13 protein-coding genes are annotated in these 12,275 nt (G+C 72.7%); 7 read left to right on the forward strand and 6 right to left on the reverse strand.

Annotated features, from left to right (window positions below; all coding sequences use genetic code 11):
* Window position 1: 1 nt before the first annotated feature.
* A complete protein-coding gene (locus ACIO3O_RS34975; RefSeq protein WP_401752920.1) occupies window positions 2–922 on the reverse strand; it encodes an immunity 49 family protein in 921 nt (306 codons plus the stop codon).
* Between the two features lie 524 nt (window positions 923–1,446).
* On the opposite strand from ACIO3O_RS34975, the gene ACIO3O_RS34980 reads away from it, so the two are divergent.
* Window positions 1,447–3,408 carry an ATP-binding cassette domain-containing protein gene (locus ACIO3O_RS34980; RefSeq protein ID WP_401752921.1) on the forward strand — a complete coding sequence of 654 codons (1,962 nt, stop codon included), beginning with the start codon at window positions 1,447–1,449 and terminating at the stop codon, window positions 3,406–3,408.
* Window positions 3,409–3,496: 88 nt separating this feature from the next.
* Here the strand turns inward: ACIO3O_RS34980 and ACIO3O_RS34985 are convergent, their stop codons facing one another.
* Window positions 3,497–4,255, reverse strand: a complete 759-nt coding sequence (locus tag ACIO3O_RS34985) for an SDR family NAD(P)-dependent oxidoreductase (RefSeq protein WP_401752922.1) — start codon at window positions 4,253–4,255, stop codon at window positions 3,497–3,499.
* Window positions 4,256–4,405: 150 nt separating this feature from the next.
* Here ACIO3O_RS34985 and ACIO3O_RS34990 point away from each other — a divergent pair, with 150 nt between their 5' ends.
* Together ACIO3O_RS34990 and ACIO3O_RS34995 are read left to right on the forward strand one after the other, a co-directional pair.
* Entirely contained in the window at window positions 4,406–5,047 is a 642-nt protein-coding gene (locus tag ACIO3O_RS34990) for a TetR/AcrR family transcriptional regulator (protein ID WP_401752923.1), read from the forward strand.
* Between the two features lie 503 nt (window positions 5,048–5,550).
* Window positions 5,551–6,147, forward strand: a complete 597-nt coding sequence (locus ACIO3O_RS34995; RefSeq protein ID WP_401752924.1) for an alpha/beta hydrolase — start codon at window positions 5,551–5,553, stop codon at window positions 6,145–6,147.
* A gap of 78 nt (window positions 6,148–6,225) precedes the next feature.
* Here the strand turns inward: ACIO3O_RS34995 and ACIO3O_RS35000 are convergent, their stop codons facing one another.
* Window positions 6,226–7,092, reverse strand: a complete 867-nt coding sequence (locus ACIO3O_RS35000) for an alpha/beta fold hydrolase (RefSeq protein WP_401752925.1) — start codon at window positions 7,090–7,092, stop codon at window positions 6,226–6,228.
* 83 nt (window positions 7,093–7,175) lie between these two features.
* Window positions 7,176–7,835, reverse strand: a complete 660-nt coding sequence (locus ACIO3O_RS35005; protein WP_401752926.1) for a maleylpyruvate isomerase N-terminal domain-containing protein — start codon at window positions 7,833–7,835, stop codon at window positions 7,176–7,178.
* Window positions 7,836–8,706: 871 nt separating this feature from the next.
* Here ACIO3O_RS35005 and ACIO3O_RS35010 point away from each other — a divergent pair.
* Window positions 8,707–9,300, forward strand: coding sequence for a hypothetical protein (locus tag ACIO3O_RS35010; protein ID WP_401752927.1), 594 nt, complete (start codon window positions 8,707–8,709; stop codon window positions 9,298–9,300).
* 19 nt (window positions 9,301–9,319) lie between these two features.
* On the forward strand, window positions 9,320–10,255 hold the full coding sequence (locus ACIO3O_RS35015) for an SDR family oxidoreductase (protein WP_401752928.1): 936 nt from the start codon (window positions 9,320–9,322) through the stop codon (window positions 10,253–10,255).
* Here ACIO3O_RS35015 and ACIO3O_RS35020 read toward each other — a convergent pair.
* Window positions 10,236–10,922 (reverse strand): class I SAM-dependent methyltransferase, encoded by a 687-nt coding sequence (locus ACIO3O_RS35020; protein WP_401752929.1) that lies wholly within the window; start codon window positions 10,920–10,922, stop codon window positions 10,236–10,238. The genes ACIO3O_RS35015 and ACIO3O_RS35020 overlap by 20 nt on opposite strands.
* Window positions 10,923–11,070: 148 nt before the next feature.
* On the opposite strand from ACIO3O_RS35020, the gene ACIO3O_RS35025 reads away from it, so the two are divergent.
* The gene (locus ACIO3O_RS35025; RefSeq protein ID WP_401752930.1) at window positions 11,071–11,379 is read left to right on the forward strand and encodes a hypothetical protein; all 309 of its coding nucleotides are present in this window, start codon (window positions 11,071–11,073) and stop codon (window positions 11,377–11,379) included.
* Complete coding sequence (locus ACIO3O_RS35030) at window positions 11,376–11,642, forward strand: hypothetical protein (protein WP_401752931.1); 267 nt, start codon at window positions 11,376–11,378, stop codon at window positions 11,640–11,642. The genes ACIO3O_RS35025 and ACIO3O_RS35030 overlap by 4 nt, the downstream gene beginning before the upstream one ends.
* Before the next feature lie 32 nt (window positions 11,643–11,674).
* Here ACIO3O_RS35030 and ACIO3O_RS35035 read toward each other — a convergent pair whose 3' ends face one another.
* Window positions 11,675–12,253 carry a GNAT family N-acetyltransferase gene (locus ACIO3O_RS35035; RefSeq protein WP_401752932.1) on the reverse strand — a complete coding sequence of 193 codons (579 nt, stop codon included), beginning with the start codon at window positions 12,251–12,253 and terminating at the stop codon, window positions 11,675–11,677.
* Between the last annotated feature and the right edge of the window lie 22 nt (window positions 12,254–12,275).

Raw genomic sequence — 12,275 nt, forward strand, 5'->3', positions numbered from 1 at the left:
GTCAGCTCGTGCGTGACGGTCGGCCCGGTGTCTGGATCAGGCTCTCAGGCAAGTAGTGCGACTCCAGGTCGAGTTGCCAGCCGTGGACCTGAACGGCCAGTGCGGTCAGGGCGATCGTGAGCAGCGGGAGCAGAGTGCGCGGCGGCGCGGCGGCAGGGGTCTCCGTGGAGAGTCGTACGAGACGGTCCGTGAGCGCCGCTTCGAAGGCGGGGCGGTCGTCGTCCAGGAGGACGCGCAGCAGGCGCTGGTCCGGCGTCGCGGGGGTCGAGGCGGAGGCCGCGTCCAAGTCCCGTGCCGCAGCGGCCCGTTCGGCGGCGTCGGGCTTGCGCAGGGCGGTGGTGGGCCAGTCGCCGGGGCGGTGGCCGGAGGCCTCCGTCAGGTAGAGGCACAGCGCGTTCATCTCGGCGAGGCCTGCGGGGGACGACGTCGACTCCAGGCGCGAGTAGGGCACGCCCTCGCGGATGGCCGGGGCGTAGTCGGAGCGGAGGAGCAGGCCCAGCACGCGGTCGCGCTCGTGGACGAGGCCGCTGGTCACCGCCCAGGCGAAGGCGTCCAGCCAGTGTTCCGTGGTGGGGGCGAACTCCACGACGTCCTCGAAGGTGACACCCTCGCCGCTGCGGAGTTCCCGGTCGGCGAGCGGGAAGCTGATGTCGAAGTCCCCGCTGGGGAAGCAGCCGAGGCTCAGCACGCCGAACGCCCCCTCCGAACCGGCCTCCAGCGCCTGCCGAGCGTGAGCGTCGCCGAGCGAGGGGTCGTCCAGGGTGCGGGCGGCGATGTGGTCGTGGAGGTCGTCGCACATGCGCCGGAGGTCGTTCAGTGCCAGGCCGCCGTACTGCAGGCCGTGCCAGTACCCGAAGGTCCGGCCCCTGATGTCCTCCAGCGCTTGGGCGATGCTCTGCCGGTCGACTCCGTGGCGTGCCACTTCCCGCACGATGAGGTCCTCCCCTGGTCCCGTGATCGTTTCCCGCTCGTACCGCGCACGCTAGCGCAGCCGTCCGGGCGGGCGGACGACCGGGGCCACCCGCTGCGGAGCGGAGAGGCCCCGGCTGCCCGAGCCGACCGTACGGGTCCGCCGGCCGCTCCTGTCACGTCATCAGGACGCCTCCCGGCAATCCCTCGGACGGGTGAAGAGCCACCCAGGAGTGAATCGAACGCCGGATCACGAGCCGCCCGCACAGCCCCCGCCCGCCCACACCCCCGAACCCGAACATTCACTCGACGATTCGCCTCCCGCTCCCCGTAACGGGTCCTTGATCAGGAGAGTTTCCCCGCTGCCGCATCCGATCGCGTCTCCTCAGGAGGACCCATGCATGCCGTCCGTTCCCGTACTCGACGTCACTTTGCGTTCGAGAACCCTCCCGCCGGTCCCGCCCGGTCCCGGCACCTGGTTGACGCCGTCAGGGCGCTGCCGGGCACCTCCTCACGCCGTTCACCGAGGTGGGCGGCATGAGCAAATCCGAGGACAGCCGACCCGGTACGTCCGGCCCCGCCCACCACGGCCCGGCCACCGGCCCCACCCCTTCCCCCACCGTTCCGCAGCCCCGGCCCGATCGGCCCCGGCCCACCGTGCCGCCCGAACTGGACTACAACGGGCGGCGCCACCGCCGGGCGATGGAGGACGCCACGCTCCTCGACATGGCCCGGCGCATCCCGACCGCGCTGGCGCAGACCGCCCGGCTGGCCTGGTCGGTCGACCGGCGCATGGTGCTCACCGTGCTGGTCTGCCAGGTGCTGTCGGGCATCGGCACGGCGATCATGCTGGCCGCCGTGGCCCGCGCCCTGCCCCACCTCTTCACCGCGTCGAGCCCCGCCGCGGCGCTGCACGCGGCCTGGCCCGCGCTCGTCGTCGCGGGGGTGGCGCAGGCCGCCGGTTCGGGGGCGTGGATCGGCGCCGACTGGGCCACCCGGCGCCTCAACCCCCAGGTGGCCTCCGCCGCCGACCTCACCATCGTCGACCTGCACATGCGGGCCGAGGTCAGCGCGTACGACCAGGAAGGGTTCAAGGACCGCAGTCAGGCGGCCGAGATCGGGGCGGCGCGGGCGGTGGACCTCGCGGACGACGCGAAGACCTTCACCAACGGCCTGGTCCAACTGGTCTCCGCCGCTTCCGTCTTGACCCTGCTCCACCCCCTCCTGCTCTTCGTCCTGCTCCTCTCCGTCGTCCCGAAGGGGCTCGGCGGGGTGATCGCGGCGCGCATCGACTACCGCGTCCACGACCGCACGATTTCCTCGCGCAATGTCCGCTCGATGATGCGGTGGTGGCTGACCACCGCCGAACTCGCCGACGAACTGCGCGCCAACACCATGCGGGAATACCTGCATTTCTGGTACCGGACGATGTGCGACCGCGTCGAGGGCAAGGAACTGGAAGGGGCGGGCCCCTATCTCCGTATCACCGCACTCGCTGCCGCGCTCTCCGGATTCTTCGTCCTCGGAATGTGGGCGTCGCTCGCGGCACTCGTACTCGGCGGGCACATGGCCCTGGCCGTGGCCGGAACCGCGATCGTGGCCTCGCAGACGTCCGGCCGGGCCCTGAATTCCATCATTCGGTACGGCACGGTGATGTTCCACCACGGCCTCTATCTCAGCGACTACCACGAATTCCTGACCGAAGTACGAAATTCGACCACGAATCGAGGAACGTCCCTCGTCCCCACCGCCCCCCACACCATTCATCTCGACGACGTCGCATTCGCCTATCCCCACAAGGACACCCCGGCCCTCCACCCGCTCTCCCTCACCCTCCGGCGCGGCGAAGTGACCGCGATCGTCGGTGAGAACGGCGCGGGAAAGTCGACACTCGTACGGCTGATCACCGGGCTGACCCTGCCGACCTCGGGCCACGTCCGCTGGGACGCCACCGACCTGGCGGAGGCGGACGCCGAGTCGGTGTGGCGGCATGTGGGCCTGGTCCCGCAGAAGAACGGCCACTGGCCCCTGGCCGCGCGCGAGAACATCACGCTCGGCCAGCAGCGGGAGTTCGACGACTTCCGGGTCTGGGAGGCGGCGGAATCCGTCGGCATGGCCGCCCCCCTGCGCAAACTGCCCGCCGAACTGGGCACCCTCCTGGCCCGCTCGGTGTGGGGCGGCCACGAACTCTCCGGCGGCCAGTGGCAACGCCTCGCCTGTGCCCGGGCGCTCTACCGGAGTCCCGGCGTCCTGGTCCTGGACGAACCCACCAGCGAGATGGACCCGAGGGGCGAGCACGAGATCTTCCGCGCCCTGCGGGAGCTGGCCCCGGGCCGTATCACGCTGGTCGTGACGCACCGCCTGGACAACGTACGGATGGCGGACCGCGTCATCGTCCTCGACAAGGGCCGTATCCGCGAACAGGGCACGTTCGACGAACTGGTCGCCCGGGAGGACAGCCTGCTGGCCGAGCTGTACGCCCTCTCGAAGGACCGGTGACCCGGTGATCCAGCGTGTCCAGGATGCGCGTGATCGTTGGACGTGAAGTGCCGGTACGGGGCCCGCGGGTGCAGGCAACGGTGTCCCGCTAGAGCAGGGCGCCGCCGGAAACCTCGATGCGTTGGGCGGTGACCCATCGCAGTCCGTCGGAGGCGAGCGTGGCGATGGCGTCGCCGATCTCGGCGGGCTCGCCGACGCGGCCCAGGGCGGTCTGCGCCGCCAGTCCCGCTCGTATGTCGCTGTCATCGCGCATGGCACCGCCGTTGAAGTCGGTGGCGGTCGGTCCCGGGGCGACGGAGTTGACCCGGATGCCGCGCGGGCCCAGTTCCAGGGCCAGGCTGCGGCTGAACACTTCGACGGCGGCCTTGGACGCCGCGTAGACGGCTGTGGCCGGGCTGGTGTGGCGGGTCAGGGAGCTGGAGACGTTGATGACGCTGGCGGGGTCGGCCATCAGTGGCACCAGTGCCTGGATGAGGAAGAAGGTCCCACGGACGTTGGTGTCCATCATCGCGTCGAAGTCCGCGACACCGACCTGCTCCAGGGGGCTGAAGATCCCCACACCTGCGTTGTTGACCAGGATGTCCAGCCGCGTGGCGCCCCAGGGCCGCAGGTGCTCGCCGAGCTCGGCCGCGAAGAGCGGGAACGAGGCGACATCGGCGATGTCCAGACGCAGCACGAGGCCGTCGGCCCCGGCCGCCCGCACCGCCTCGACCGTTTCCTGCGCCCCGACCTCATCACCCCGGCAGGTGACGACGACCTTGATGCCCCGCTGCGCCAGGGCCAGCGCCGTGCTGCGGCCCAGCCCTCGGTTGGCACCGGTCACCAGCGCGATCTTCTTGCTGTCCATGGGACTGCTCCTCGGATGGGAAGGGGGAAACGCTGTAGGGCTCACTGCCCGACATGAGAGGCGAGTCGGTCGACTCGCCTCTTTCAACGTAGGCCCGCCTCCAGAGGCGAGTCAAGTGACTCGCCTCGCAGGAGCGGGCATACTGACGCCATGACAGAAGGACTCTCCGACCACCACCGGCGGCTGGCGCGGCAGAAGCGGGAGGCGATCACCTCGTCCGCCACCGCCCTGTTCCTCGACCACGGCTACGCAGGGACGTCACTGGCCCGGATCGCCGAGGCGGCCGGGGTGTCAAAGTCCACGCTGTTCAAGCAGTTCCCCACGAAGGCGGCCCTGTTCGAGGCCATCGTGAGCGAGTCGTGGCAGCGGGGGTCCGGTCACGCTGCGACCCCACCCCCGCCCCCGCCCGGCGACCTGCGTGCGGGCCTGACGGCCATCGGCCACCGTTACGCGGAGCTGGTCGGCCGGCCCGCGATGACGGCCCTGTTCAGGATCGTCATCGCCGAACTGCCGCGCCTGCCCGAACTGGGCAGGATGCAGTTCCAGCTGGGCAAGCTGCCCTACTTCGACTCCGTACGGCTCTACCTGCAAGCCGAGCACGAGGCCGGCACCGCGCGCGTGCCCGACGCGGAGAGCGCCGCCAACCAGTTCCTCGGCATGATCGCCAACTTCGTCCTGTGGCCCCGGATGCTGCTCACCGACTGGAACCCGGCCGCCGACGCGACCGGCCATGCCGTCGACGAGGCCGTGGAGACGATGCTCGCCCGCTACGCCACCGGTCACCAGAAGTAACCGCCCCCGCTCGCACCCCCGACGCTTCGCACGGGCGGGAACGCGGGCCGCAACGTGCGGTCAGTGCCGGGTGGGGCACGTGTCGTTGACGTCGACGGGCGCGCCGCCGGGCTTGCCGCCGCAGGCGAGGCAGGTCGTCGCGGCGGTCGCCCGCAAGGCAGGTCGTCGCGGCGGTCGCCCCGCATCAGGGGCTCTCCGATGCCCAGTTGAGGGCGATGGTCGTACGGTGCGGGGCCCAGGTCGTGGCCCGGGTCGCCGCCAACCCGGGTGCCACGCCGGGCCTGTTGGAGTTCCTGGCCCGGCGCGAGCCGCCGGTGTCGCGGGCGTTGCGGGTGATCGCCCGGCATCCTCGCGCGACGGCACGGGCGTTGGCGGTGTGTCTGGGCGACCGTCGGGCGAGGCCGGTGGCAGCCGATCGCCCCGGGCTTCCGCCCGAAGTCGTCGCGGCAGCGGCCGCAGATGCCGGTGGTTGTGCTTGCGGGGGCGGGAATTAGCCTGTGCCCATGTCGCACTCCATACCCGACCGGTTCGAGCCCCCGACCGGTACCGGCACGGGCCGTGTCGCCCTCGTCGTACCGGGGGCCGGGTACACGCCCGCCCGGCCGCTGCTGCACTACGCCCGTGCCGTGCTGCTCCAACATGGTTGGACCGTAAGGGAGTTGTGGTGGCAGCTGCCGGACGGCATCCGTGAACTGACCGCGGACGAGCAGGTGGCGTGGGCGGAGGAGCAGGTCGCGCGGGCGGTCGACGCCGAGGACGGCGGGTGCGGGCTCGTGGTCGGGAAGTCGCTGGCCTCGCTCACGACCGGGCTGGTGGCCGACCGGGGGATTCCGGCGGTCTGGCTGACGCCGCTGCTGCACCTTCCGCTGGTGTCGCGGAACCTCGCGCGGGCCACGGCCCCGACCCTGCTGGTCGGCGGGACGGGCGACGGGTCCTGGGTGCCCCGGGCCGCCCGGGAGCTGCCGCACGACATCCTCGAACTGCCTTTGGCCGACCACGGTTTGGAGGTCCCGGGGGACGCTCTCGCATCCGTACGGCTTCTGGGGGAGGTCGTCGGGGAGTTGGGGCGGTTCGCGGGGAAGCTCGCCCAGGTTCCGTGAGCGGTGCCAGGACCGGTCGGGTTCGGGCACCGCTTGCGTCGGCTCCGGGGCGGTGGCGGCCCAGGGCTGCGTTTGGTGTCAGTCGGTGGCGTCCGCCTTCGCGAGGAAGTCCGCCACGGTCTTGGCGAAGGCGGCCGCGTCGTCCAGCCATGGAAAGTGCCCCGCCCCCGCCTGTACGACCAGTTCCGCGCGCGGGAACAGGTGCACGGCCTCCGCCGCCACCCGTGGGCGCGGCCCCCCGTCCAGCTCTCCCGCCAGCAAGAGCACCGGCGCCGCCAGCCCGGCCAGCGTCTGCCGCGCCGCCGCCGGGTCGAAGGCTCCCTCGGACGCGTACACCGCCCCCGCCGCCTCGTTGCTCTGCTCGACGTCCGCCGCCGCGTGTGCCTGCGCCGCCGCGTCCCAACGGCCGTAGAAGAGCGGCTGCGCCGCATCGAACTCGTCGTCCGTCGGCTGCGACGACTCGCCGCCGAACACCACCTCGAACGCCTCCCGTGCCCGACCGAACCACGGCTCCCCCGCCCTCAACTCCACCGCCTCCCGGCGCTGTTCCACGGTGAAGTCGATGCCGAGCGCCCGCACGCGCGCCGTGACGAGGGTCAGGGTCCGCACACGCTGCGGGTATGTGGCCGCGTAGAGCAGGGCGAGATCGCCGCCCGCCGAGTGCGCGAGCAGGTCGACGCGGTCGAGCCCGAGGTGTGTGCGCAAGGCCTCGACGTCCTGGACCTGTTGGTCGCAGCGGTACGTCGCCGGGTCGGCCGGAGTCGCGGAGGCACCGGTGCCGCGCAGGTCCAGCAGGACCAGCTGCCGGTGTTCCGTCAGACCGCCGAGGTCCCCGAGGTACGCGGAGGCGCGCATCGGTCCGCCGGGGAGGCAGAGCAGGGGCGCGCCCCTGCCCCGTACATGAAAGGCCAGTTCAGTGCCGTCGGGGGCGGTGAAGTGAGACATCCGGTCATCCTTGCCATCCCCGGAGACCATGGCAATCGGATTGCCCCTGTGCGGCCCCTCCCGGTGATCGGCCGGGTCCGCGTTCAGCCGAGCACGAACGGCACCCGGTCGCCCAACTCCCCCAGTTCCACCCGCTCCTTCTCCGTCGCGGGCCGCCGCCCCGTGCCCACCAGCAGCGCGTCCGTGTCGGAGAACGACGCGGGGAACGGCGCCCCGGCGATCCTCTCCAGCATCTGCCGCGACGCCGCGAGCCCCTCGGCGGGCGGGCCCGGCACGCCCTCCGGCAGGTGGGCGACGAGGTCGAGGTGGTGGAGGGTCCACTCCATGACGTACGTGGAGAGGTAGGCGTCCACGGTGAGCACCTGGTCGCGGGTACCGACCCGGGCCGTCCGGTCGGCCAGCGCCCCGGCCCGCCCGGCGGCCGAACCGATGTCGTCCAGGTGGAACGTGAGGAGGGCGGGGTCCTGGTAGGCGGCGGCCAGCCGGACGGTCAGCGCGTCCAGCGGGTCGTCGCCGGTGGGCGGGGTGCCAGAGACGTCCCAATAGGTCAGCTCGTCACGGGTCGGCGGGCCGTCCTCGGGGGTGGCGAGGGTGATCAGTACGTCCTGGGCATCGATGATCAGGTGGCAGACCAGGTCCTGTACGAGCCAGCCGTCGCAGCCCGAGGGGCGGACGAAGTCCTCGTCGGCAAGACCGGCGACCGCGGCGCGCAGAGCTGCCCATGTGTGCGAGAAGAGATCCACCCCGGGCACGCTAGTGGGGGCGGAGGGGGTGGACAACCCTGCGGGGGCGTCCCCTTGACCGCACCGAACGGGCCGACAGGGCGGGCGGCGGGGAGAGAGCGGGCGGGGATGGCTGGCGGCAGGGCACACGGGTGGCAGGGCACACGGGCAGCGGACCCGAGCGGCAGGGCTGGCGGGGATGGCTGGCGGCAGGGCGCGCGAGTGGCAGGGCACACGGGCAGCGGACCCGAGCGGCAGGGCTGGCAGGGATGGCTGGCGGCAGGGCGCGCGAGTGGCAGGGCACACGGGCAAGGGACGCGAGCGGCAGGGCTGGCAGGCAGGGCACGCGGACAGGGCTCCCAAGCCGCAGGGCTGGCAGGCAGGGCGCGCGGACAGGCGCGGACAGCCCGGCGATGACGTCTCCTCACCGCGCCGGACGGGGCGACAGGGCCGACGGGCGGGCACGGCACGCGGGCAAGGTTGGCCGGCAGGCAGGGCGGACAGGCCCGACAGAGCCCGACAGAGCCCGACAGAGCCCGACAGAGCCCGACAGAGCCCGACAGAGCCCGACAGGCAAGGCTCGCGGACAGGCTCGGCAGGCCCTCTCGTGGCCCCCACCCCTTCCAGCGAGCAGGCACCGCAAGCCCCCACGCGCCCCCCACCCCACCGGCCAGCAGGCACCGTAAATCTCGACGTGGCCCCCACCCCTCCAGCGAGCAGGCACCATAAGCCTCCACGTGCCCCCACCCCTCCAGCGAGCAGGCACCATAAGCCTCCACGTGCCCCCACCCCACCGGCGAGCCAGCACCGCAAGCCCCCAACCGGCCCCCGCTCCGCCCCCATTCGGCGCATGATGGACACACGGCCAGCCCCCCTCCTCCCAGGAGGCCCCATGCACCGTCGCCCGTTGCACCTCGCCGCCGCAGTCCTCGCGCTCGCCCTCCCCCTCACCGCCTGCTCCACCACCGGCACCCCCGGGCCCCGGATCGACACCCCCGCACCCGCCGCCCGTACCGGCACCCTCCCCGACTTCGTCGGTCAAGGGCTCCAGGCCGCCCAGGACGGCGCGCAGAAGGCCGGGTTCAGCCTCCTCAAGAGCCATGACGCCTCCGGGCGCGGCCGTGCCCAAGTCCTCGACCGCAGCTGGAAGGTCTGCTCCCAGACCCCGAAGCCGGGTGCTCACCCGACCCGTACCACCGTGGACTTCGGCACGGTCAAGACCGAGGAGACCTGCCCGTCCTCCGACGCGGGCGTCCCGCCCAAGCCCGGCACGACCATGCCCAACCTCGTCGGCAAGAGCGTCAAGGTGGCCCGCGAATCCCTCCCGCAGGACGCGCGCATCGAACTCCGCGACGCCTCCGGCCAGAACCGCATGATCCTCGTCGGTTCGAACTGGCGGGTCTGCACCGTCTCCCCGAAACCGGGCGCGGACCTGACCGGCCAACAGATCGTCATCGGTGCCGTGAAGTTCACGGAGTCCTGCTGAAGCCGAAGGGAGTCCCACAGTGTCCCCGCCCGTGTCCCCGCCCGGAACCGCCCCTCTCGATGCCGTCACCGGCGCCTTCAGCTACTCCGGGCACGCCATCGCCCAGCACCTCCAGCACGCCGGCCGACGCGTCCGCACCCTCACCGGGCACCCCCGCCGCGCCCCCGCGGACACCCCCGTCGACGTCCACCCCCTCGACTTCGCCGACCGGGCCCGCCTGACCCGCTCCCTGGACGGCGTCTCCACCCTCCACAACACCTACTGGGTCCGCTTCGGACGCGGCGACGTCGACCACGGCGCCGCCACCGCCCACTCCCGCACCCTGTTCCGGGCCGCCGCCGACGCCGGGGTGCGGCGGATCGTCCACGTGTCGATCACCCACCCGGACCCGGACTCCCCGTACCCGTACTTCCGGGAGAAGGCGGCCACCGAGCAGGCGCTGGCCGACGTGGGCGTCCCGTACACGATCCTGCGCCCGGCCATCCTCTTCGGCGGCCCCGGCGTCCTGCTGAACAACATCGCCTGGCTGCTCCGCCGCCTGCCGGTGTTCGCCGTCGGCGGCGACGGCTCGTACCGGGTGCGCGGCATCCACGTCGACGACCTCGCCGCGTTGTGCGTCGCGGAGGGCCGTCGCAGCGGCAACGCGGTCCTGGACGCCGTGGGTCCCGAGCGTCCCACCTTCGACACTCTGGTACGGGCCATTGCCGACGCCGTCGGCAGCCGCGCCCGCGTGCTCCACGTACCGGGGGCCCTCATCCCGCCGCTCGCGAACGGGCTCGGCGCGCTCCTGCGCGACCGCCTCCTCACCGCCGACGAGTACCGCGCCATGGCCGACGGCCTCGCCGACACGGAGGGCCCGGCCACCGGAACGACCCTCCTCAGCACCACCCTGCGCGCCGAGGCCCCCCGCCTGGGCCGCCGCTACGCCAACGAACTCACCCGGCACTACCGCTGAATCCCTCAGGGGCCTTGGGCGGCCGGTGGGCGAGAAGGGTGGCGTGGGTCCTGGTGGCCCCGGCGGCGGGCTCGTCCACCACCTGCGTGTCCAGCGCGAAGCCCGCACCGCGCAGCAGGGCGAGGACGCGCGGCGGCGGGAGGAGATGGCTGGTGTACGTGACGGTGTGCCCTCCGTACGCCTGCCTCGGCTGCCGGACCCCTTCCTCGCCGACATGACCGGCCAGCATGAGGTGGCCGCCCGGGGCGAGCACCCGGTGGAACTCGGCGAAGACACCGGGGAGTCGGTCCGTGGGGGTGTGGTGGGTGGAGTAGTACGCGAGGATGCCGCCCAGCGAGCGGTCGGCGAGGGGCAGGGCGGTCATGGAGCCCACGGCGAAGCGGAGGCCGGGGTGGGCGGTGCGGGCCAGTCCGACCATCCCCGGCGACAGGTCGAGCCCGAAGGCGGGTACACCCAGGCCGGCCAGGTGCGCGGTGACCTTGCCCGGCCCGCACCCCAGATCGGCGACGGGGCCGAGGTCCGCGGCGCGCACGGTCTCGGCGAACGCGGCGAGCAACGCACGTGAGAGCGGGTCGAGTTGGGCGGGAGCGGGGACCTGCGCGGCGTAGGCGACGGCGACGGTGTCGTAGGACTCGCGGACGGCGGTGAGGTGGGAGGCTTCGGTCACGCGCCGACTGTAGACAACCCGCGCGGCGGGACGGAGCCACGGAGCCCCTGTACAACGGTCCGGAGCGGGATAAGGACCCGTCGGGGGAGGGAGTGCGTACCGTCCCATGTCCCGGGTAGCTTCTGGGAAGTGACGAGGAGGTGCGTTCGTGACCGTTCCATCGGCCCATCCGGCCCGTCCGCGTCCCGGCCGGTCCGCAGTCGGGCCGCCCATGGGCACCCTGCACGAACTGCGCGCCGCCCTGCGCACCCACGGCCCGGCCGATCTGGAGCGGTTCGAGGCGGAGCTCGACGACGCCGACCTCGACGACCTCGCCCAGGTCCGCGAGCTCATCCAGGCGTACCGGCACCGGGTCCTGCTGCGGCTCGACCCCGACGGCGCGGCCGCACTGGCCCGGCCCAACGACGACGTGGCCGCCGAGCTGCGCCGCAAGCTGGGCGAGGCCGGTCGACGGTGACCCTGGCCTTCTACAGCGACGGCGCCGAGAAGGCCCGGATCGACCTCGCCCCGCGCGAACGCGCCGCGGTGGAAGCGGTCAGGGCCTCGCTGGAGACCGACCCCCAGCGGGGTCGCCCGGTGCCCGACGCCGGTGAGGGCTCGGACTCGTACGTCGTGGAACTCCTTCCGGAGGCGACCGGCGGGCGCGGCATATCGGTGGTCCACCGCTACAGCGGCGAACTGGACGCGGTCCTGATCACCTGGCTGGTGGCCGGACCCTGAGCACCGCGTCGCCCCCGTCACCAGCGCCCCCTTCAGCTCTCGCGCAGGTCGCGGCGCATGAGCACCCGGGGGTGCCCGGCCAGGACCGAGGTCGTGTCGGCGGCATGGGTGAAGCCCGCGCGGGCGAAGTTCTTGCGGAGTCCGGCGTAGGCCATCGTCAGGTCGACCCGGGCGTCGCCGTTGTCGAGCGGGTAGGCCTCGATCGCCGGGGCGCCCTGCGTGCGGGCGAACTCCACCGCGCCCTCGATGAGCGCGTGCGAGATGCCCTTCTTGCGGTGCCCGGGGCGCACCCGGACGCACCACAGCGACCAGACCGGCAGGTCGTCCACGTGCGGGATCTTGCGGCTCTTGGCGAAGGTCGTGTCGGCACGCGGGGCGACGGCCGCCCACCCCACCGGCTCGTCGCCGTCATACGCGAGGACGCCGGGCGGGGGCTTCTTCACGCACAGCTCGGCGACGTACTCCCCGCGTGCCGGGCCGACGAGGCCGGTGTTGAGCTGGGACGGGATGCGGTAGCTCAGGCACCAACACACGTTGGCGGTCGGGGACTTCGGGCCGACCAGGGTGCGGACGTCCTCGAAGACCGTGGCCGGACGGATCTCGATGGTCATGAAGTCATCGTGGCACGGGGCA

The organism is Streptomyces sp. NPDC087440, from assembly GCF_044744005.1.
Lineage (GTDB): Bacteria > Actinomycetota > Actinomycetes > Streptomycetales > Streptomycetaceae > Streptomyces.

Bases quoted from the DNA above. Each gene is read 5' to 3' on its own strand.
- ACIO3O_RS34995 (WP_401752924.1), top strand. From the start codon at position 5,551: ATGTCGCACTCCATACCCGACCGGTTCGAGCCCCCGACCGGTACCGGC.
- ACIO3O_RS35035 (WP_401752932.1), bottom strand. From the start codon at position 12,253: ATGACCATCGAGATCCGTCCGGCCACGGTCTTCGAGGACGTCCGCACC.
- ACIO3O_RS34980 (WP_401752921.1), top strand. From the start codon at position 1,447: ATGAGCAAATCCGAGGACAGCCGACCCGGTACGTCCGGCCCCGCCCAC.
- ACIO3O_RS34985 (WP_401752922.1), bottom strand. From the start codon at position 4,255: ATGGACAGCAAGAAGATCGCGCTGGTGACCGGTGCCAACCGAGGGCTG.
- ACIO3O_RS35010 (WP_401752927.1), top strand. From the start codon at position 8,707: ATGCACCGTCGCCCGTTGCACCTCGCCGCCGCAGTCCTCGCGCTCGCC.
- ACIO3O_RS35000 (WP_401752925.1), bottom strand. From the start codon at position 7,092: ATGTCTCACTTCACCGCCCCCGACGGCACTGAACTGGCCTTTCATGTA.
- ACIO3O_RS34990 (WP_401752923.1), top strand. From the start codon at position 4,406: ATGACAGAAGGACTCTCCGACCACCACCGGCGGCTGGCGCGGCAGAAG.